Origin of the sequence: Pseudomonas urmiensis, assembly GCF_014268815.2 — a bacterium.
Taxonomy (GTDB): domain Bacteria; phylum Pseudomonadota; class Gammaproteobacteria; order Pseudomonadales; family Pseudomonadaceae; genus Aquipseudomonas; species Aquipseudomonas urmiensis.
In genome coordinates this window covers 2,386,680-2,407,281 of record NZ_JABWRE020000001.1, presented here as the reverse complement: position 1 = coordinate 2,407,281, position 20,602 = coordinate 2,386,680, and the positions used below count along the sequence as shown (strand labels likewise).

Below are 20,602 nucleotides of genomic sequence, written 5' to 3'. Positions count from 1 at the left end.
GCGCAGTGCTGGCTACGGCAAGAAGTCGTCGTATGACTTGAGAGGGAAAAAAGATCGCAGGGACAGGCACGAGCCCGCCACCCGCTTCCACGGGAAGTGTTCTGGGACCAGCAGAGGGTGACCGGGGAAACGGGGGCGGCCTTGCGCCGCCCCGCGATCAAAACTAACGAAGCGAGGGGTCAGGCGGCCTGGTGGCGCTTGCTGACTTGGGATTTGCGGACCTGGGCGCGGCAGGCATCGCCAAATGCCTGGAACATCTTGATCGAATCTGGGTTTTTCGCCGCTTGCCACTCGGGATGCCATTGCACGGCAAACAGGAACGGCGAGATGCTCGGTGCGTGGATTGCCTCGACCAGGCCATCTTCAGCGTGGGCAATCGGCTCCAGGCCTTCACCCAGGTTGCGCAGGCCTTGGCCGTGCAGCGAGTTGACGCGGATTTCGTCGGTACCCAGTGCGTCGCGCAGCCAGCTGCCTGGTTTGATCTTCACGCCATGCACTTGCTGGTACTGGACGTCGACCGGATCTTCCGGGTTTTCCCGGTGATCGTTGAAGCCGGCTTCGGCGTAGACCTTCTGGTAGATGTCACCACCCAGGGCCACGTTGATTTCCTGCATGCCCCGGCAGATACCGAAGATCGGCAGGCCGCGGGCAATGGCCAACTGCACCAGGGGGATGTCGAACAGGTCGCGGTTCTTGTCCTGGGCTTTGCCGGGCGTTTCGTTTTCCTGGCCGTACAGCGCTGGGTCGATGTTGCTGCCGGCGCCGGTCAGGTAGACGCCGTCGGCCATGTCCAGGTAGCTCTCCAGGTCTTCGGTACCACAGCACGTGGGAACCAGGACCGGAATGCAGCCTGCGAAGTCGACCAGCGGAGTGATGTATTTGTGGGTCATGACCTGATAGTCATGGCCTTTGCGCTCTTGGCTGCCCATGGTCATCAGGACGACGGGCTTGCGCAGGGAAGGTTGCTTGTTGCCAATGTTGCTGTTGGACATATGTCACCTTGGGACAGGTGCTTCCTGTCGTTGTTGTGCAGGCGCACGGCCTTGGCCTTGTGTACGACCTCGGGCCCCGAGCACTGCCGGCTCGCAGAGGGAGACGATGCCGGTCGGGGCTTACTCATAGCTTGCCAGAGCCGTTCGATATGTCAAACGAGTGGCGCGCGCTTTGGCGCCGGTTTTCGGGGGGTGTAGAGCGGCGGGGCCTTGGCTGGCAAGGGTTTGGCGGGGGTTTTGGTAAATATATTTAACGATGCAGTTGGATCATTGCAGCGCTGCAATGATCGGGGGCAAGCCGCTCCCACGATCAACGTGCTCGCGTGGGAGCGGGCTTGCCCCGCGATAGGGCCCATACTGCCTAGCTCAATGCAGGATCTGCTTCAAGAACGCCTGCGCCCGCGCCGTGCGCGGCTGCCCGAAGAACACCTGTGGCGGGCTGTCCTCGATGATCTGCCCTCCCTCCAGAAACAGCACGCGCTCTGCCACCTGCCGAGCAAAGCCCATCTCATGGGTGACGCAGAGCATGGTCATGCCGGTATCGGCCAGTTTCACCAGCACATCCAGCACCTCGGCGACCATCTCCGGGTCCAGCGCCGAGGTTGGCTCATCGAACAGCATGATCCGCGGCTTCATGCACAAGGCGCGGGCGATGGCCACGCGCTGCTGCTGGCCACCGGAGAGCTGGCTGGGGTATTTATGCGCCTGGCTCTCGATCCCGACTTTGCTCAGGTACATCCGCGCACGCTCCTCGGCGTCCTTGCGCGATAGCCCACGAACGCTGGTGGGGGCGAGCAGGCAATTGTCCAGCACGCTCATGTGCGGGAACAGATTGAAGTGCTGGAACACCATGCCGATTTCGCTGCGTACCTGGGCGGCCTCGCGGCGGCTACTGGCCAGATCGATCCCGGCAACCTGGATAGTGCCTTGTTCAGCAATTTCCAGGCGATTGATACAGCGAATCAAGGTCGACTTGCCCGACCCCGAGGGGCCACAGAGCACGATCCGCTCGCCTTCACGGACCTGCAGGTTGATATCACGCAGGACATGGAAGGCGCCGTAGTGCTTGTTCAGGCCTTCGATGTCGATCAGCACCGGCCGCGAGTCGGCTTCGGGGGTAATACTGGCAAGGCTTAGAGGGGCGGTCATGTTGTTGTTCTCCCGCTGAAGTTCTAGTCGAAGCGTGCGGCGCTGTAAGGCGCAGGATCAGTAAACGGCTGTTCGCCGGTGAGCATTTCGGCCAGCAAGCGCCCGGTCACTGGGCCCAGGGTCAGGCCATGGTGGGCGTGCCCGAAGTTGAACCACAGGCCTTTGTGCCTGGGCGCTGGGCCAATCACCGGGCGCATGTCCGGCATGCACGGGCGCCGGCCCAGCCAGGGCTGGTCGTCCAGGCGCTCACCAAGCGCCGGGAACAGCTTGCGGGCCAAGGCTTCGCAGCGCTGCAGCTGGATTTCGTTGGCCGGCGCATCGCTGGCGGCGAACTCGATGCCGGTGGTCAGGCGCACGCCACGGGCCATCGGTGCCAGTACGTAGCCGCCTTGGGTGTCGCAGATCGAATGCTGCAATTGGGCATCGCCACGGGTGGCGTAGTGCATGTGATAGCCACGCTTGATGCCCAGCGGGAAGCGATAGCCCAGCGGTGCGTACAGCTCGGCCGATTGCGGACCAAGGCAGGCGACTACTTCGTCGGCGCTCAGCGCTCCGCGCTGGCTGTCGACCTGCCATTTGCCATCCACCTGGCGCAGGCTACTGGCATCGCCATGCAGGAACTGCCCGCCACGCTGGACGAACAGTGCGGCATAACCACGGGTCAGACCACCTGGGTTGCTGACGGTTTTCGGGTCGAGCCAGTGGATGCCGCCAACGACATCACCTTGCAATTGCTGCTCGCGTGCTTGCAGCTGCTCGCGCTCCAGAAATTCATAGTGCAGGCCATAACGGGCCAGGCCCTTGACCTCTTGTTTGGCCTGGGCGAACAGGGCAGGGTCGCGGAACACCTCGATCCAGCCTTTGGCCTTGACCAGCGCAGCCAGCCCGGCGGCTTCTATCAACGCGTCGTGCTCCTCGACGCTGCGCTGCACCAGCGGCAGCATGTCGGCCGCCGCCGCAGCCAGGCGGCCGGGCGCCGATTGTTGCCAGTAGCGCAGCAGCCAGGGCGCCGCCTTGGGCAAGTGCAGCGGGCTGTAGCGCACATCCGGCTGGCGGTTCAGGCCATAGCGCAGCAGCGCGCCAAGGTTACGCGGGAACGCATAGGGAATGACGCTGGAGCGTTCGATCAGCCCGGCGTTGCCATGGCTGGTGCCGCTGCCCGGCTCGTCGCGGTCGATCAGGATCACCTGACGGCCACGCGCTTGCAGGTGCAGCGCAGTGCTGACGCCGACGATACCGGCGCCCAGGACAAGGGTTTGGCAATGCATGGAGCGTATCCTTCGGTCAGTTCAGGTGGCGGCCCAGGCGGGCTTCCAGGTGTTTCAGGGTGCGCCGGACGATTTCCACGATCAGCAGATAGAGCACCGCCGCCCACAGGTAGATCTGGAAGTCGAAACTGCGCGAGAAGGCCAGCTTGGTCACGCCCATCAGGTCATAGATGGTCACCAGCGAGGCGATGGCGCTGGCCTTGATCATCAGGATCAGCTCGTTACCCAAGGGGCCGATGGCCACCAGCAACGACTGCGGCATGATCACCTTGAAGAAGGTGGTCGAGCGCTTGAGGTTGAGCGCTCGCGCCGCTTCGTACTGCCCCGGGGCGATGGCCAGCAGGCTGCCGCGGAAAATTTCTGCCTGGTAGGCGGCAGTGTTCAGGGTGAAGGCGAGCACGGCGCAGTACCAGGCCTCGCGGAAGAACCACCATAGCCCCAAGTCTTGCCAGAAGCCTTTGAGCGAGCCGAGGCCGTAGTACAGCAAAAACAGCTGGGCCAGCAGTGGCGAGCCACGGAAGAAATAGATGTAGCCAGCAGCCAGGCGGTTGAGCAGTGGCTGCTTGGACATCCGCGCCAGCGCCAGCAGCAGGCCCAGTAGCGCCCCGAGGGTAAACGAGATAGCCACCAGCTTGGCGGTCACCAGCAGGCCATCGATAAAGCGCGGTCCGTAGCGCTCCAGCAGTTCGGGGTCGAGCACCAGCCCCAGCAGTTGTTCGACAGTCATGCCCGTGCTCCTTGCAGGTGACGGCTGCAGCGCCGCTCGATGAAGGCAAACACCCGGCCCGACAGCGCCGAGAACAGCAGGTAGCCCAGGCAGGCCACGCCATAGAAGAACATCGGCTCCTTGGTCACGCTGACCGCCAGGTTGGTCTGGCGCATCAGATCGACCAGGGAGATGGTCGACACCAGCGAAGTGTCCTTGAGCAGCGACAACCAATTGTTGGATAGGCCGGGCAGGGCGATGCGGGTCAACTGCGGCAATACCACCTTGAAGAACCCGGTGCGCTTGCTCAGGCCCAGTGCCGAGCAGGCTTCAAGCTGGCCCTTGGGCAAGGTCTTGAAGGCGGCCAGCCAGATTTCGCTGGAGAAGGCGGCGAACACCAGGCTGAAGGCGATCATCGCCGCGAGGAAGGTATTGATCAGCACCTCGCCTTGATAGCCCATGGCAGCGAGAATCTTCTGCGCAGCGATCTGGCAGCCGTAATAGATGATCAGCAGGGTCAGCAGCTCCGGCAGGCCGCGAAATACCGTGGAAAAAGTGGTTGCCCAGGCCCGTGGCAGGCGTTTGCGCGAGCGGGCGGCAAGGGCCACAGCCAGGCCAAGTGGCAGGCCAATAGGCAGACAAGCCAGGGCCAGCGACACAGTCACCAGGGCGCCGGCGAGCAGCGCCTGGCCCCAGCCACCGCTGGCGAAAGACAGCAAGGACAGTTGATCGAACATGGGTGTTTCCCCACTTGCAATGAGTGCATGCGAACGTGCGCGGGAGCGGGCTTGCCCCGTGATGGCGCCCGTCAGGCGCCTAGGCTGAGCCCGCTGCCACGCAAATGTCCTGGTGGTCAGTTATAGATGTCGAACTCGAAGTACTTGCTGGCGATCTTCTGATAAGTGCCATTGGCGACGATCTCGCCCAGGGCCTTGTTCAGTCGCTCGCGCAGCGCCTCGTCGTCCTTGCGCACGGCGATGGCGGCATCGGCTTTGGTCTTGCTGACATCACCGAGGATCTTGCAGCAGTCCTGGCCGTTCTTTTTCTGCCAGTCGAGCAGGGGGAACTTGTCGGCGATCACCCCGTCCAGGCGCCCGGCAGCGAGGTCGGCATTGGCCTCATCCATGGTCGGGTAGAGCTTCACATCGGCGCCGGCCTTGGCGTACACGTCCTCGGCGTAGATCGCCTGGGTCGAGGACGACTGGGCGCCAACGGTGTAGCCTTTGAAGTCGGTCTGGGCGTCGCTGATCGGGCTGTCCTTGGCGACCGCGACGGTCAGCGGGGTGCGGTAATAGTGGTTGGTGAAGGCGATCTTCTTGCGCCGCTCCTCGGTGTCGATCATCGAGGCGACCACAGCATCGTATTTGCGCGCCATCAGCGCCGGAATGATGCCTTCCCAGTCTTGCGCGACCAGCGTGCACTCGACTTTCATCTGCTCGCACAGGGCGTGGGTGATATCGATATCGAAACCGTGCAGCTTGTTGTCGGCATCGACATAGTTGAACGGCGGATAAGCGCCTTCAGTGGCGAAACGCAGGGTCTCGGCGCTGGCAGTCCCCGCCAGCAGCAGGGCGCACGCACCCACCATAGCCATGGTCTTGTTCATCTTGCACCTCTAGGGTTGCTCGCTTGCTATTGTTGTTTTCCCGCCGGCCACGAGGTGTAGCCGACGAACTCGTTATGTAGAGCGGCAGTCGCTTCCAAGCGCTTTTCAACATCAGGCCCGAGTTTCTTGCAGACCTCGTTGACCATCAGGTGCACCCACGACAGCATCGCCGAGGTGGATTCCCAGAACAGATTGAACTCGGTGGGGATGCGAAATACCTCGTCGGCATTGGCATCGGCCCAGTCACAGAAGGTGTCGGTCACCAGCGTGACCGGAATGCCCGCCTGGCGTGCCTTCTGGCACAGCATCAGGGCGTGGCGTGAATAGCGGCGCGCCTCGAAGACCACCAGCGCACTGTGGTCTGGGCGGCCGAGCAGGACCTCGCCAAAGTGCCCGGCGCTGCCGTCGACCACCTGCACGCCATCGCGCAGGTAGTGCAGCAGGTGGGTCATGCATTGGGCGACGCCGCGCTCGGTCTGAAACCCGGCGATGAACACCCGGGGCCGTTGTGCCAGGCGCTGGGCAACCTGGTGCCAGGCCTCAGTGCGGCTGTACTCATGCACCCGCACCAGGGCGGCGATTTCCAGCTCCAGGCTGCCGCTGCTTTGACTGTCGTCGTGCTTCTGGCGATATTCTTGCAAACGGTCACCCACCAGCCATGGGCCATCGCCCAGGTCGCTTTGCAGGTCTTGCTTGAGCGCCTTCAAGTGGGCATAGCCGAGCGAGCGGCAGAAGCGACCAACGCTGGATTCGCTGACACCAAGCTTCTCGGCGATGCTCGCCGAAGTCTGGAACGGCAGTTCGTGCAGGTTGCCGAGCATGTAGCTGGCGATCTTGCGGCCCGAGGCGGCAGCACTGTGCAGGCTGTGCTCCAGGCGTTGCTTGATCGATTGGCTCATGACGTGCTCCGGGCTGGGTGAGGCGTGAAATAGAAAATGGATCTTTTCTGTCATCAAGTCAACATTTGACAGATAGCTGTCACATGCATGAAAGTTTTTGTCATTGCCAGCGCTGTTGCCATTGCGTTTCCAATAATTCCAAAAAGGAGCTTCAGATGTCCGCACCCTCCACCAGCGCAGTCGTGCGCGTGCCGTTTGCCCAATTGCAGGCGTTGCTGCAAGCGATCCTCGAGCGCCATGGCTGCAGCCAGCAAGTCGCCAGTGCGCTGGCGTTCAACTGCGCCAGTGCCCAGCGTGACGGCGCCCATAGCCATGGCGTGTTCCGCATTCCCGGCTACGTCTCGACCCTGGCCAGTGGCTGGGTCAACGGCAAGGCCGTCGCGCAGGTCAGTGATGTGGCGTCGGGGTATGTCCGGGTCGATGCCGGCGGTGGCTTTGCCCAGCCCGCGCTGGCTGCGGCGCGCGCGCTGCTGGTCGAGAAGGCGCGCAGCGCCGGGATTGCCGTGCTGGCGATTCACAACTCGCACCATTTCGCGGCCCTTTGGCCGGATGTCGAGCCGTTCGCCGATGAGGGCCTGGTGGCGCTCAGCGTGGTCAACAGCATGACCTGCGTGGTGCCCCATGGCGCCAGCAAACCGCTGTTCGGCACCAACCCGATTGCCTTCGCTGCACCGTGCGCCGGGACTGACCCGATCGTCTTCGACATGGCTACCAGCGCCATGGCCCATGGCGATGTGCAGATCGCGGCGCGCGCCGGTCAGCAACTGCCGCTGGGCATGGGGGTGGATGCCAATGGCCAGCCGACCACTGACCCCAAGGCGATTCTTGAAGGTGGCGCGCTATTGCCGTTTGGCGAGCACAAGGGCTCGGCGCTGTCGATGATGGTCGAGCTGCTGGCAGCGGCATTGACCGGCGGCAACTTCTCCTGGGAGTTCGATTGGAACGGTCATCCGGGGGCGAAGACGCCTTGGACTGGGCAGCTGATCATCGTCATTGACCCAAGTAAGGCGGAGGGTGATCGCTTTGCCCAGCGCAGCCGCGAGCTGGTTGCGCAGATGCAGGCGGTGGGGTTGACGCGCATGCCGGGTGAGCGGCGTTATCGCGAGCGCGAGGTGGCTGAGCGTGAAGGGGTGGCGTTGACCGAGCAGGAGTTGCACGAGCTTGAGGCAATGGCTGGCTGAACTGGCGCTATCGCGGGGCAAGCCCGCTCCTACTAGTAGTCGTGCAAGGGACACACCTGGCGGGTCGTGCAGCCTTGCACTGACTCTGTTGCACCAAGGTGATGTTCCTTGGGCGCAACTGCGGGTATCCTCGCTCAAGCATTTCCGAACTGTCCTGATTCAAGGAGCTGTGCGCTGTGTTCAAACATGTCGATGCCTATGCCGGCGATCCGATCCTCTCGTTGATGGAAACCTTCAAGGCCGACCCGCGTGCCGACAAGGTCAACCTGAGTATCGGCCTGTACTACGATGAGGCCGGCGTCGTGCCGCAGCTGGCGGCCGTGGCCGAGGTGGAAAAGCGCCTGGCCGGTCAGCCCCATGAAGCTTCGCTGTACCTGCCGATGGAAGGTCTGGCCAGCTACCGCCAGGCGATCCAGGCACTGCTGTTCGGTACCGATCATCCGGCCGTCGCTGGCGGGCGGGTTGCCACCGTGCAGACGGTCGGTGGCTCCGGCGCGCTGAAAGTCGGCGCCGACTTCCTCAAGCGCTACTTCCCGCAGTCCGAAGTCTGGGTGAGCAATCCGACCTGGGACAACCACCGGGCAATCTTCGAAGGCGCGGGATTCAAGGTCAACACCTACCCGTACTTCGATGCGAGCACCCGTGGAGTGGACTTTGCCGGCATGCTGGCAACCCTGCAGAGCCTGGCACCCAACAGCGTGGTGCTGCTGCACCCGTGCTGCCACAACCCGACCGGTGTCGACCTGGACCAGAGCCAATGGCAGCAAGTGGTCGAAGTGGTCAAGGCGCGTGAGCTGATTCCGTTCCTGGATATCGCCTATCAAGGCTTTGGCCAAGGCCTAGTTCAAGACGCCTACGCCATTCGCGAAATGGCCCGTGCCGGTGTCCCGTGCCTGGTCAGCAATTCGTTCTCGAAAATCTTCTCGCTGTATGGCGAGCGGGTAGGGGGCCTGTCGGTGGTCTGTGACGACCAGGCGACTGCGCAGAGCGTGCTGGGTCAGCTCAAGGCCACCGTGCGCCGCAACTACTCCAGCCCACCGGCATTTGGTGCGCAGTTGGTAGCCGGCGTACTGAACGATGCCGAGCTCAATGCCCAGTGGACGGCGGAAGTCGAAGTGATGCGCAAGCGTATCCTGCAAATGCGCCAGGGCCTGGTCGATCTGCTCGGCGAGCTGTTGCCAGGTCAGGACTTCCAGTTCTTCCTCGAGCAGCGTGGCATGTTCAGCTACACCGGTTTCAACGTCGAGCAAGTGCGCCGTCTGCGCGACGAGTTCGGCGTTTACCTGATCGACAGCGGCCGGGTCTGCATGTCGGGGCTGCGCCCAGACAACCTGCGCCGTGTGGCCAAGGCGTTCGCCGCGGTTCAGAAGTAAATCGTTTGGGGCCGCTACGCGCCCCTTCGCGGGCAAGCCCGCTCCCACAGGTATAGCGCTCATCTTCAAAGTGGCGCGGGCCCTGTGGGAGCGGGCTTGCCCGCGAAGGGGCGCGTAGCGGCCCCATCATTTCACCCATTCTTGCAGCTCATGTCGCCTTTTCCTGTCATGACAAGTGCAACCGTCCCTCGGACGGGGCTTCGCAAGTGCAACCTTTCAGTGCACAATCGCGCCCCTCTTTTCGGTTGAGGTGTGCGATCCCTCTGTTTCGCCACTCTCAGCCTGTTGCAGTCTTGCGAGTGGAGTTGCACCCGGAATGAATGAGCAGGCCCAAGGCGTTGAACAACGCTTCGAACAATCGTCCCCCGCCGTCCTCGGCAGCTGGTCGCGTCAAGACACTACCTGGATGCTGGGCCTGTTTGGCACGGCTATCGGCGCCGGAACCCTGTTCCTGCCGATCAACGCAGGCCTGGGCGGCTTCTGGCCGCTGCTGATCCTGGCGATCCTCGCATTCCCCATGACTTACTACGCACACCGCGGCCTGACCCGCTTTGTCCTGTCCGGACGCAGCGGCGACATCACCGAGGTGGTCGAAGAGCATTTCGGCATCAAGGCCGGTGCACTGATCACCATCCTGTACTTCTTTGCCATCTTCCCGATCCTGCTGATCTACAGCGTGGCGTTGACCAACACGGTCACCAGCTTCATGCAGCACCAGCTGCACATGACCCCACCACCGCGCGCGCTGCTGTCGTTCGTGCTGATCCTGGGCCTGCTGGCGATCGTGCGCTGCGGCGAGCAGGCCACGGTCAAGGTCATGAGCCTGCTGGTGTACCCGTTCATCGTTGCCCTGGCGCTGCTGGCGCTGTACCTGGTGCCGCACTGGAGTGGTGGCATCCTCGACACCGCCATGCAGGTGCCGTCCGGCTCGGCCTTCCTGCACACCGTGTGGCTGGCGATTCCTGTGATGGTGTTCTCCTTCAACCACTCGCCGATCATCTCGGCGTTCGCCGTCGACCAGAAGCGTCGCTATGGCGAACATGCCGATCAGCGCAGCGGTCAGATCCTCTCGCGCGCCCACCTGCTGATGGTGGCCATGGTGCTGTTCTTCGTGTTCAGCTGCGTACTGACCCTGGACAGCGCTCAACTGGCTGAAGCCAAGGCGCAGAACCTGTCGATTCTGTCGTACCTGGCCAACCACTTCAGCAATCCGACTATCGCCTTTGCCGCGCCATTGATTGCCTTCATTGCCATCGCCAAGTCGTTCCTGGGTCACTACATTGGCGCCAGCGAAGGCCTTAAAGGCATCATCAGCAAGGCCGGCCTGCGTCCAGGTGCCAAGGCCCTGGATCGCATGGTCGCCGCGCTGATGCTGGTGGTGTGCTGGATCGTCGCCACGCTCAACCCGAGCATCCTGGGCATGATCGAATCACTCGGCGGGCCGATCATCGCCGTGCTGCTGTTCCTGATGCCGATGTACGCCATCCGCAAAGTGCCGTCGATGCGCAAGTACAGTGGCGCGATGTCCAATGTGTTCGTGGTGGTGGTGGGTCTGGTCGCCATTACCTCGGTGGTCTACTCGCTGGTAGACAGCCTGCTGGGCTGATCGCGTTATTGTTGTAAGAAATGTCCGGGTCGGCTGTCGCCACCCGGACATTTTTATGTGCGGCCATAGGCTTGGGCGCAGCTTCATGCTTAACTCAGTGTCCTTTCCAAACCCCGTATAAGGATTACGCTCATGGCTCAAGTGACCCTCAAAGGCAACCCGGTTCAGGTCAAAGGTGTCCTGCCGAAGGCTGGCGCCCAGGCTCCGGCCTTCTCGCTGGTTGGTGCGGACCTGTCTGACCAGTCGCTGAAGGACTTCGCCGGCAAGCGCAAGGTGCTGAACATCTTCCCGAGCGTCGATACCCCCACTTGCGCCACCTCGGTACGCAAGTTCAACGCCCAGGCCAATGACCTGGCCAACACCGTAGTGCTGTGCGTGTCGGCTGACCTGCCGTTCGCCCAAGCGCGTTTCTGCGGCGCCGAAGGCCTGGAAAACGTCAAGAACCTGTCTACCCTGCGTGGTCGTGAGTTCCTCGAAAACTACGGCGTGGCCATTGCTGACGGCCCGCTGGCTGGCCTGGCTGCCCGCGCAGTAGTGGTGCTGGACGAAAACGATAAAGTCCTGCACAGCGAACTGGTTGGCGAGATCGCTGAAGAGCCGAACTACGAAGCAGTGCTGGCTGTCCTGAAGTAATCGCTTATTGGGGCTGCGCAGCGGCCTCAATAGTATCTAAGCAACACCCTGAAACGGCCTGGAACGATTTCCAGGCCGTTTTCATTTAAAGTTCATCATTTTAGCAACGTCAGCCAAAGGTAAATGCCTGGTAAAGCCGCTTTGCTAAACCGGTCTCAATGCTTATCGTTCACCCTCCCACGTCGCCGTTTCCGAACAAGGTTCGTTCAACCCATGCAAGCTTCCGTCTCCCGCTCCCCTCGTCGCTGGCTCATCGGCCTGCTGATCCTGCTACTGGTGGCCTTGTTGGCCTGGTGGCTGTGGCCCGCTGCGTCGACCTCCAAGGAACCGGCCGGGCGCATGGGGAAAAATGGCCGCCCAGGCTTTGGTGGCTCGACCGAGGCGGTGCCGGTGCGAGTCGAACCGGTGCAGATCGGCGATTTCCCGCTGTATTACAAGGCGTTGGGCACGGTCACGGCGAACAACACGGTCAATGTGCGCAGCCGCGTTGCCGGTGAGCTGGTCAAGATCCATTTCAAGGAAGGCCAGCAGGTCAAGGCAGGCGATCTGCTCGCCGAGATCGATCCGCGCAGCTACCGCATCGCCTTGCAACAGGCCGAAGGCACGCTGGCGCAAAACCAGGCGCAGCTGAACAATGCCCTGGTCGATGTAGCGCGCTATAAAGGCCTGTACGCCGAAGACAGCATCGCCAAGCAAACTCTGGACACCGCCCAAGCGCAGGTGGCGCAGTTCCAGGGCTTGGTCAAGACCAACCAGGCAGCGGTAAGCGATGCCCGGCTGAACCTCGAATTCACCCAGATCCGCGCACCGATCAACGGGCGCTTGGGCCTGCGTCAGCTCGACCTGGGCAACCTGGTTGCCGCTAACGACACCACCGCGCTGGTGGTCATCACCCAGACCGAGCCGATCAGCGTCGCCTTCACCCTGCCGGAAACCGAGCTGAGCACCGTGCTCGAGCGCTATCGCAGCGGCGCGGCGTTGCCGGTCGAGGCCTGGGACCGTGGCGACAGCAAGTTGCAGGCCACCGGTGTACTCGGCAGCCTGGATAACCAGATCGACACCACCACCGGCACCCTCAAATTCAAGGGCCGTTTCGAAAACAAGGACCAGGCCCTGTTCCCCAACCAGTTCGTCAACGTGCGCCTGCTCGCCGATACCCTCAAGCAGGTGGTGATGGCCCCAGCCGCGGCGATCCAGTTCGGTAACGAAGGCACTTTCGCCTACGTGGTCAACGCGCAGAACACCATCAATGTGCGCAAGCTCAAGGTCGGTGCCAGCGATGGCGAACGCAGTGTGATCCTCGAAGGCCTGGCTGCCGGTGATCGATTGGTGCTGGAAGGCACCGACCGCCTGCGCGAAGGCAGCAAGGTCGAAGTGGTCGAAGACAGCTCGCAAGTGCCGACCACCCCCGGTCAGCATTTGCAGGGCCAGGACGCCAATGGCGCGATCGAGGCCGGTAAGTCGGACAAGGCGGGCGCATGAACCTCTCGCGCCTGTTCATCCTGCGACCAGTCGCCACCACGCTGAGCATGCTGGCCATCGTCCTGGCCGGCCTGATCGCCTACAAGCTGCTGCCAGTCGCGGCCTTGCCCCAGGTCGACTACCCGACAATCCGGGTCATGACCCTGTACCCCGGTGCCAGTCCGCAGGTGATGACCAGCGCGGTCACCGCGCCGCTTGAGCGCCAGTTCGGCCAGATGCCAGGCCTGACCCAGATGGCCTCGACCAGTTCCGGCGGCGCCTCGGTGTTGACCCTGCGCTTTAGCCTGGACATGAACATGGACGTCGCCGAGCAGCAGGTGCAGGCTGCGATCAACGCCGCCAGCAATCTGTTGCCCAGCGACCTGCCGGCCCCCCCGGTGTACAACAAGGTCAACCCGGCCGATACCCCGGTGCTGACCCTGGCCATCTCGTCCAAGACCATGCCGCTGCCCAAGCTCAACGACCTGGTCGATACCCGTGTGGCGCAAAAGCTCGCCCAGATCAGCGGCGTGGGCATGGTCAGCATCGCTGGCGGCCAGCGCCAGGCAGTGCGGATCAAGGTCAACGTCGACGCCCTGGCCGCCAACGGCCTCAACCTGGATGACGTGCGCACCTTGATCGGCGCCTCCAACGTCAACCAGCCCAAGGGCAACTTCGACGGCCCGACCCGGGTGTCGATGCTCGATGCCAACGACCAGCTGCGCTCGCCCGAGGAATACGCCAACCTCATCCTCGCCTACACCAATGGCGCGCCGCTGCGCCTGAAGGACGTCGCCGAAATCGTCGATGGCGCTGAAAACGAGCGCCTGGCGGCTTGGGCCAACGAGAACCAGGCGGTGCTGCTCAATATCCAGCGCCAGCCGGGGGCCAACGTCATTGAAGTGGTCGATCGGATCAAGGATTTGCTGCCATCGATCACCGACAACCTGCCGGCCGGCCTGGATGTAATGGTACTCACCGACCGCACCCAGACCATCCGCGCCGCCGTTACCGATGTGCAGCACGAGCTGCTGATCGCCATCGTCCTGGTGGTGATGGTTACCTTCGTGTTCCTGCGCCGCTTCAGTGCGACCATCATTCCCTCGATTGCCGTGCCGCTGTCGTTGATCGGCACCTTCGGTGTGATGTACCTGGCGGGCTTTTCCATCAACAACCTGACCCTGATGGCCCTGACCATCGCCACCGGCTTCGTGGTGGACGATGCCATCGTCATGCTGGAGAACATCTCCCGGCACATCGAGGAGGGCGAGACGCCGATGCAGGCGGCGCTCAAGGGCGCGCGGCAGATTGGCTTTACCCTGATCTCGCTGACCTTCTCGCTGATTGCCGTACTGATCCCGCTGCTGTTCATGGCCGACGTGGTCGGCCGGCTGTTCCGTGAGTTCGCCATCACCTTGGCCGTGGCCATCCTGATTTCCCTGGTGGTGTCGCTGACCTTGACCCCGATGATGTGCGCGCGCTTGCTCAAGCGCGAGCCCAAGGAGCAAGAGCAGAGCCGCTTCTATCGTGCCAGCGGCGCGTGGATCGACTGGCTGATCGAGCACTATGGGCGGGGCCTGCAGTGGGTCCTCAAGCACCAGCCGCTGACGTTGCTGGTGGCGGTCGGCAGCCTGGTGCTGACCGTGTTCCTCTACATGATCGTGCCCAAGGGCTTCTTCCCTGTGCAGGACACCGGGGTGATCCAGGGCATCTCCGAAGCGCCGCAATCGACCTCGTTCGCCGCCATGAGCGAGCGCCAGCAGGCGCTGAGCAAGGTCATTCTGCAAGACCCTTCGGTGCAGAGCCTGTCCTCGTATATCGGCGTCGATGGCGACAACGCCACGCTCAACAGTGGCCGTCTGCTGATCAACCTCAAGCCCCACGGCGAGCGCGACGTCACTGCCAGCCAGGTGATCGATCGCCTGCAACCGCAGGTCGACAAGCTGGTGGGTATTCGCTTGTTCATGCAGCCAGTGCAGGATTTGAGCATCGAAGACCGGGTCAGTCGCACCCAGTATCAGTTCAGCCTGTCCTCACCAGACGCAGACATGCTTGCGCAGTGGAGCGGCAAGCTGGTCCAGGCCCTGCAACAGCGCGCCGAACTGCGCGATGTCGCCAGCGACCTGCAAGACAAGGGCCTACAGGTCTACCTGGTGATCGACCGCGACATGGCCAGCCGCCTGGGCATCAACGTGGCGCAGATCACCAATGCCTTGTACGACGCCTTCGGCCAACGCCAGATATCCACCATCTATACCCAGGCCAGCCAGTACCGCGTGGTGCTGCAGTCGCAGGCTGCGGCCAGCATCGGCCCGGCAGCGTTGGAGTCGATCCACGTCAAGGCCAGCGACGGTGGCCAGGTGCGCCTCTCGGCCCTGGCGCGTATCGAGCAGCGCCAGGCGCAGCTGGCGATCTCGCACATTGGCCAGTTCCCGGCGGTGATGATGTCGTTCAACCTGGCACCAGGCGTGGCCTTGGGCGAGGCAGTCCAGGCCATCGAGCAGGTGCAGCAGGACATCGGCATGCCCATTGGCGTACAGACCCGTTTCCAAGGCGCCGCCGAAGCCTTCCAGGCTTCGCTGTCGAGCACCTTGCTGTTGATCCTGGCGGCGGTGGTGACCATGTACATCGTGCTTGGCGTGCTCTACGAGAGCTACATCCATCCGGTGACTATCCTCTCGACCTTGCCGTCGGCAGCGGTCGGCGCGTTGCTGGCGTTGATCCTCAGCGGTAATGACCTGGGCATGATCGCGATCATCGGCATCATCCTGCTGATCGGTATCGTCAAGAAGAACGCCATCATGATGATCGACTTCGCCCTGGAGGCCGAGCGCAATCAAGGCATGGCGCCGCAAGAGGCGATCTACCAGGCCGCGCTGCTGCGCTTCCGACCGATCCTGATGACCACCCTGGCCGCGTTGTTTGGCGCGGTGCCGTTGATGCTCGCCACCGGCTCCGGTGCCGAGCTGCGTCAGCCGCTGGGCCTGGTGATGGTCGGCGGGTTGCTGGTCAGCCAGGTGCTGACCCTGTTCACCACGCCGGTCATCTACCTGTACTTCGACCGCCTGGCGCGCCGCTGGCGTCCGGCTGCTGACGCCAAGCAGGCCGAGGCATGAATCTCTCCGGTCCTTTCATCCGCCGGCCAGTGGCGACCATGCTGCTGAGCCTGGCGATCATGCTGCTCGGTGGCGTGAGCTTCGGCTTGCTACCGGTGGCGCCGCTGCCGCAGATGGACTTCCCAGTGATCGTGGTGTCGGCCAACCTGTCGGGCGCAAGCCCCGAGGTCATGGCTTCCACCGTAGCCACGCCACTGGAGCGCAAGCTCGGTGCCATCGCCGGGGTCACCACCCTGACCAGTAGCTCCAACCAGGGCTCGACCCGGGTGATCATCGGTTTCGAGCAAGGCCGCGATATCGATGGCGCGGCACGCGAGGTGCAGGCGGCGATCAACGCCACCCGCAACCTGCTGCCAAGCGGCATGCGCAGCATGCCCACCTACAAGAAGATCAACCCATCGCAGGCGCCGATCATGGTCCTGTCGTTGACCTCCGACGTCTTGCAGAAGGGCCAGCTGTATGACCTGGCCGACACCATCCTGTCGCAAAGCCTGGCCCAGGTCAGCGGGGTAGGGGAAGTGCAGATCGGCGGCAGCTCGCTGCCGGCGGTGCGCATCTCGCTGGAGCCACAGCTACTCAACCAATACGCGCTGTCGCTCGATGAAGTGCGCACGGCGGTGGCCAACGCCAACCAGCGCCGGCCGATGGGCTTTGTCGAAGACGCCGAGCGCAATTGGCAGGTGCGCGCCAATGACCAGTTGGAGAAAGCCAAGGACTACGCGCCGCTGGTGATTCGCCAGAGCGATGGCTCGATCCTGCGCTTGTCTGATGTGGCGACCATCACCGACAGCGTCGAGAACCGTTACAACAGCGGCTTCTTCAACGACCAGAGCGCGGTGTTGCTGGTGATCAACCGGCAGAACAACGCCAACATCATCGAAACCGTCGAGCAGATCAAGGCGCAGTTGCCGGCCCTGGAATCGCTGCTGCCGGCCAGCGTCAAGCTGAACATCGCCATGGACCGCTCGCCGGTGATCAAGGCGACCCTCAAGGAAGCCGAGCACACCTTGTTGATCGCGGTGGTGCTGGTGATCCTGGTGGTGTACCTGTTCCTCGGCAACCTGCGCGCCTCGCTGATCCCAAGCCTGGCGGTGCCGGTGTCGTTGGTCGGCACGTTCGCGGTCATGTACCTGTGCGGGTTTTCCCTGAACAACCTGTCGCTGATGGCGCTGATTCTGGCCACCGGCCTGGTGGTGGACGATGCCATCGTGGTGCTGGAGAACATCTCCCGGCATATCGAGAACGGCGAGCCACCGATGCGCGCGGCGTTCCTCGGCGCCAAGGAAGTGGGCTTCACCCTGCTGTCGATGAACGTCTCGCTGGTGGCGGTGTTCGTCTCGATCCTGTTCATGGGCGGTATCGTGCGCAGCCTGTTCCAGGAGTTTTCCATCACCCTGGCCGCAGCGATCATCGTCTCGCTGGTGGTATCGCTGACCCTCACGCCGATGCTCTGCGCGCGCTGGTTGCGCCCGCACCAGCAGGAGCAGAACCGCTTGCAACGCTGGAGCGACAAGGTTCACCAGCGCATGGTCGCCGGTTACGACCGCAGCCTGGGTTGGGTCTTGCGTCATCGCCGCCTGACCCTGCTCAGCTTGTTGGTGACCATCGGGGTCAACGTCGCCCTGTACGTAGTGGTGCCCAAGACCCTGATGCCGCAGCAGGACACCGGCCAGCTGATGGGCTTCATCCGCGGCGACGACGGTTTGTCGTTCACCGTGATGCAGCCGAAGATGGAGGTCTACCGCCGCGCGCTGCTCGCAGACCCGGCCGTGCAGAGCGTGGCCGGCTTCATTGGTGGCAATAGCGGCACCAACAACGCCATGGTCCTGGTACGTCTCAAGCCGATTGCCGAACGCAAGCTCAACGCCCAGCAGGTGATCGAGCGCCTGCGCAAGGAAATGCCCAAAGTGCCAGGCGGGCGGCTTTACCTGATGGCCGACCAGGACTTGCAATTGGGCGGCGGCGGGCGCGACCAGACCACCTCGCAGTACCTGTATACCCTGCAAAGTGGTGACCTGGCGGCATTGCGCGAGTGGTTCCCGAAAGTCACCGCGGCCTTGCGCGCACTGCCTGAGCTGACCGCCATCGACGCCCGTGATGGCGCCGGCACCCAGCAAGTGACCCTGGTCGTCGACCGCGATCAGGCCAAGCGCCTGGGCATCGACATGGAAATGGTCACCAGCGTGCTCAACAACGCCTACAGCCAGCGGCAGATATCGACCATCTACGACAGCCTCAACCAGTACCAGGTCGTGCTGGAGATCAACCCCAAGTATGCCTGGGACCCGAGCACCCTGGAGCAAGTCCAGGTGATCACCGCGGACGGCGCACGCGTGCCGCTGTCGGCCTTCGCCCGCTACGAGAACAGCCTGGCCAATGACCGCGTCAGCCACGAGGGCCAGTTCGCCGCCGAAGACATCGCCTTCGACGTTGCCGAAGGCTACAGCCCCGACCAGGCGATGGCCGCGGTGGAGAGGGCAGTGGCCAAGCTTGGTCTGCCCGAGGAAGTGATCGCCAAGCTCGGTGGCACCGCCGATGCCTTTACCAAGACCCAGGAAGGCCAGCCGCTGATGATCCTTGGCGCGCTGGTGCTGGTTTACCTGGTGCTGGGCATTCTCTACGAGAGCTACATCCACCCGCTGACCATTCTTTCGACCTTGCCTTCGGCCGGCGTCGGCGCGTTGTTGGCGTTGTACGTCACCGGTGGCGAGTTCAGCCTGATCTCGCTGCTTGGCCTGTTCCTGTTGATCGGCGTGGTGAAGAAGAACGCCATCCTGATGATCGACCTGGCCCTGCAATTGGAGCGTCAGCAAGGCATGAGCCCGGAGGAGTCGATCCGCCGCGCGTGCCTGCTGCGTCTGCGGCCGATCCTGATGACCACCATCGCCGCCATTCTCGGCGCGCTGCCGTTGATGCTCAGCAGCGCCGAAGGTGCCGAGATGCGCCAGCCATTGGGCCTGACCATCATTGGCGGTCTGGTGTTCAGCCAGGTCCTGACCCTTTACACAACGCCGGTGGTCTACCTCTACCTCGACCGCCTGCGTCACCGATTCAACCGTTGGCGCGGCGTGCGCACCGACGCCGCTCTGGATACCCCGCTATGAACTTTGCCCAGACTCCACTTCACCGTGCCCTGCAGCAGCTGGGCCGTGGCCGCGGCTCGCGACTGCTCGGCGCCAGCCTGTGCGCATTGATGCTCAGTGCCTGTACCTTGAGCCCCGACTACCATCGGCCGGAGCTGGCCACGCCTGCGCAATTCAAGCAGGCCGAAGGCTGGACCCAGGCCAATCCCTCCGACGCCATTGCCCGTGGCGCCTGGTGGGAGCTGTATGGCGATGCCGGGCTCAATGCCCTGGTCGAAGAACTCAACCGCAGCAACCAGACCGTGGCCCAGTACGAGGCCCAGTACCGCCAGGCGACCGCACTGATTCGCAGCAGCCGCGCTTCGCTGTTCCCCAGCCTCGATCTGTCGGCCGGCAAGACCCGTTCGGCGCAAGGTACCGGCAGTAGCAGCTCAAGCCTGTCGAACAATAGCAGCGGCATCCGCAACACCTACAACGCCCAGCTCGGCGTCAGTTGGGAGATCGACCTGTGGGGCAAGCTGCGCGAGACGCTCAATGCCAACGAAGCCAGCGCGCAAGCCAGCTTTGCCGACTTGGCGGCGATTCGCCTGAGCTTGCAGTCGGAACTGGTGCAGAACTACCTGCAACTGCGCGTCATCGATGAGCAGAAGCGCTTGTTGGAGGCCACCGTGGCTGCCTATGAGCGTTCGCTGAAAATGACCGAGAACCAGTACCGCGCCGGTGTTTCCGGCCCGGATGCGGTGGCCCAGGCGCGCACCCAGCTCAAAAGCACCCAGGCCGACCTGATCGACCTGATCTGGCAGCGCGCGCAGTACGAGAACGCCATTGCCGTGCTGATGGGTAAGGCCCCGGCCGATTTCGCCTTGGCTGACAGCAAGTCGATTCCGGCCTTGCCGCAGATTCCCGTTTCGCTGCCCTCGCAGCTACTGGAACGGCGCCCCGATATCGCCTCGGCGGAGCGCAACGTCATGGCGGCCAACGCCAATATCGGCGTGGCGCGTGCGGCGTACTTCCCAGACCTGAGCCTGAGCATGAGCGGCGGCTATTCGAGCAGCAGCTTCAGCAACTGGATCGAGCTGCCCAACCGCTATTGGTCGGTGGGGCCATCGCTGGCCATGACCTTGTTCGATGCCGGTAAGCGCAGCGCCGAGGTCGATCGCACCGTCGCGGTGTATGACCAGACCGTGGCGCAGTATCGCCAGACCGTGCTCGACGGCTTCAAAGAGGTCGAGAACTACCTGGTCCAGCTCAAGGTCTACGGCGACGAGGCGGTGGTACGCCAGGAGGCGCTGGACGCTGCCCGTGAGTCGCTGCGCCTGACCGAGAACCAGTATCGCGCTGGGTTGATTGGCTATCTGGATGTGGTCAATGTGCAGACCACTGCCCTGAGTAACGAGCGCAGTGTGTTGACCCTGTTGCAAGGGCGGCTGGTGGCCAGTGTGCAGTTGATTGCCGCGCTGGGTGGCGGTTGGGATGCCGAGCAGGCCTTCGCCGAGGCTGAGCGCGCCCAGGACTGATGAGGTAGCGGT

General features: G+C 63.1%; 15 protein-coding genes. 8 read left to right on the top strand and 7 right to left on the bottom strand.

Features of this window, described 5'->3' with window-relative positions:
* Window positions 1-179 precede the first annotated feature (179 nt).
* The 7 genes from HU737_RS10610 to HU737_RS10580 form a co-directional block, all read right to left on the bottom strand.
* Window positions 180-992 carry a gamma-glutamyl-gamma-aminobutyrate hydrolase family protein gene (locus tag HU737_RS10610; protein WP_186557071.1) on the bottom strand — a complete coding sequence of 271 codons (813 nt, stop codon included), beginning with the start codon at window positions 990-992 and terminating at the stop codon, window positions 180-182.
* A gap of 366 nt (window positions 993-1,358) precedes the next feature.
* The gene (locus HU737_RS10605; RefSeq protein ID WP_186557072.1) at window positions 1,359-2,141 is read right to left on the bottom strand and encodes an amino acid ABC transporter ATP-binding protein; all 783 of its coding nucleotides are present in this window, start codon (window positions 2,139-2,141) and stop codon (window positions 1,359-1,361) included.
* A 23-nt stretch (window positions 2,142-2,164) separates the two neighbouring features.
* Complete coding sequence (locus HU737_RS10600; RefSeq protein ID WP_186557073.1) at window positions 2,165-3,409, bottom strand: NAD(P)/FAD-dependent oxidoreductase; 1,245 nt, start codon at window positions 3,407-3,409, stop codon at window positions 2,165-2,167.
* A 16-nt stretch (window positions 3,410-3,425) separates the two neighbouring features.
* Entirely contained in the window at window positions 3,426-4,136 is a 711-nt protein-coding gene (locus HU737_RS10595) for an ABC transporter permease (RefSeq protein ID WP_186557074.1), read from the bottom strand.
* Window positions 4,133-4,852: an ABC transporter permease gene (locus tag HU737_RS10590; RefSeq protein ID WP_186557075.1), complete on the bottom strand. Its 720-nt coding sequence runs from the start codon at window positions 4,850-4,852 to the stop codon at window positions 4,133-4,135. The genes HU737_RS10595 and HU737_RS10590 overlap by 4 nt, the downstream gene beginning before the upstream one ends.
* Before the next feature lie 116 nt (window positions 4,853-4,968).
* Entirely contained in the window at window positions 4,969-5,721 is a 753-nt protein-coding gene (locus HU737_RS10585) for a transporter substrate-binding domain-containing protein (protein WP_186557076.1), read from the bottom strand.
* 26 nt (window positions 5,722-5,747) lie between these two features.
* Entirely contained in the window at window positions 5,748-6,620 is an 873-nt protein-coding gene (locus HU737_RS10580; RefSeq protein ID WP_186557077.1) for a MurR/RpiR family transcriptional regulator, read from the bottom strand.
* Window positions 6,621-6,775: 155 nt separating this feature from the next.
* On the opposite strand from HU737_RS10580, the gene HU737_RS10575 reads away from it, so the two are divergent.
* From HU737_RS10575 to HU737_RS10540, 8 genes are all read left to right on the top strand, one after another.
* The gene (locus HU737_RS10575) at window positions 6,776-7,801 is read left to right on the top strand and encodes an Ldh family oxidoreductase (RefSeq protein ID WP_186557078.1); all 1,026 of its coding nucleotides are present in this window, start codon (window positions 6,776-6,778) and stop codon (window positions 7,799-7,801) included.
* A 176-nt stretch (window positions 7,802-7,977) separates the two neighbouring features.
* Window positions 7,978-9,174, top strand: coding sequence for an amino acid aminotransferase (locus tag HU737_RS10570; RefSeq protein ID WP_186557079.1), 1,197 nt, complete (start codon window positions 7,978-7,980; stop codon window positions 9,172-9,174).
* A gap of 316 nt (window positions 9,175-9,490) precedes the next feature.
* Window positions 9,491-10,780 (top strand): serine/threonine transporter, encoded by a 1,290-nt coding sequence (locus HU737_RS10565; protein ID WP_186557080.1) that lies wholly within the window; start codon window positions 9,491-9,493, stop codon window positions 10,778-10,780.
* Window positions 10,781-10,912: 132 nt separating this feature from the next.
* A complete protein-coding gene (gene tpx, locus HU737_RS10560) occupies window positions 10,913-11,413 on the top strand; it encodes a thiol peroxidase (protein WP_186557082.1) in 501 nt (166 codons plus the stop codon).
* A gap of 213 nt (window positions 11,414-11,626) precedes the next feature.
* On the top strand, window positions 11,627-12,895 hold the full coding sequence (locus HU737_RS10555) for an MdtA/MuxA family multidrug efflux RND transporter periplasmic adaptor subunit (RefSeq protein WP_186557084.1): 1,269 nt from the start codon (window positions 11,627-11,629) through the stop codon (window positions 12,893-12,895).
* Window positions 12,892-15,990, top strand: coding sequence for an MdtB/MuxB family multidrug efflux RND transporter permease subunit (locus HU737_RS10550; RefSeq protein WP_186557086.1), 3,099 nt, complete (start codon window positions 12,892-12,894; stop codon window positions 15,988-15,990). The genes HU737_RS10555 and HU737_RS10550 overlap by 4 nt, the downstream gene beginning before the upstream one ends.
* Window positions 15,987-19,094, top strand: a complete 3,108-nt coding sequence (locus HU737_RS10545; protein WP_186557088.1) for an efflux RND transporter permease subunit — start codon at window positions 15,987-15,989, stop codon at window positions 19,092-19,094. Before HU737_RS10550 ends, HU737_RS10545 begins: the two co-directional genes overlap by 4 nt.
* Entirely contained in the window at window positions 19,091-20,590 is a 1,500-nt protein-coding gene (locus HU737_RS10540) for an efflux transporter outer membrane subunit (protein ID WP_186557091.1), read from the top strand. The genes HU737_RS10545 and HU737_RS10540 overlap by 4 nt, the downstream gene beginning before the upstream one ends.
* Window positions 20,591-20,602 lie beyond the last annotated feature (12 nt).

What these genes read in the sequence shown, in the direction of transcription:
- HU737_RS10610 (WP_186557071.1), bottom strand. Translation starts at nt 992, where the DNA reads ATGTCCAACAGCAACATTGGCAACAAGCAACCTTCCCTGCGCAAGCCC.
- HU737_RS10605 (WP_186557072.1), bottom strand. Translation starts at nt 2,141, where the DNA reads ATGACCGCCCCTCTAAGCCTTGCCAGTATTACCCCCGAAGCCGACTCG.
- HU737_RS10600 (WP_186557073.1), bottom strand. Translation starts at nt 3,409, where the DNA reads ATGCATTGCCAAACCCTTGTCCTGGGCGCCGGTATCGTCGGCGTCAGC.
- HU737_RS10595 (WP_186557074.1), bottom strand. Translation starts at nt 4,136, where the DNA reads ATGACTGTCGAACAACTGCTGGGGCTGGTGCTCGACCCCGAACTGCTG.
- HU737_RS10590 (WP_186557075.1), bottom strand. Translation starts at nt 4,852, where the DNA reads ATGTTCGATCAACTGTCCTTGCTGTCTTTCGCCAGCGGTGGCTGGGGC.
- HU737_RS10585 (WP_186557076.1), bottom strand. Translation starts at nt 5,721, where the DNA reads ATGAACAAGACCATGGCTATGGTGGGTGCGTGCGCCCTGCTGCTGGCG.
- HU737_RS10580 (WP_186557077.1), bottom strand. Translation starts at nt 6,620, where the DNA reads ATGAGCCAATCGATCAAGCAACGCCTGGAGCACAGCCTGCACAGTGCT.
- HU737_RS10575 (WP_186557078.1), top strand. Translation starts at nt 6,776, where the DNA reads ATGTCCGCACCCTCCACCAGCGCAGTCGTGCGCGTGCCGTTTGCCCAA.
- HU737_RS10565 (WP_186557080.1), top strand. Translation starts at nt 9,491, where the DNA reads ATGAATGAGCAGGCCCAAGGCGTTGAACAACGCTTCGAACAATCGTCC.
- tpx (WP_186557082.1), top strand. Translation starts at nt 10,913, where the DNA reads ATGGCTCAAGTGACCCTCAAAGGCAACCCGGTTCAGGTCAAAGGTGTC.
- HU737_RS10555 (WP_186557084.1), top strand. Translation starts at nt 11,627, where the DNA reads ATGCAAGCTTCCGTCTCCCGCTCCCCTCGTCGCTGGCTCATCGGCCTG.
- HU737_RS10550 (WP_186557086.1), top strand. Translation starts at nt 12,892, where the DNA reads ATGAACCTCTCGCGCCTGTTCATCCTGCGACCAGTCGCCACCACGCTG.
- HU737_RS10545 (WP_186557088.1), top strand. Translation starts at nt 15,987, where the DNA reads ATGAATCTCTCCGGTCCTTTCATCCGCCGGCCAGTGGCGACCATGCTG.
- HU737_RS10540 (WP_186557091.1), top strand. Translation starts at nt 19,091, where the DNA reads ATGAACTTTGCCCAGACTCCACTTCACCGTGCCCTGCAGCAGCTGGGC.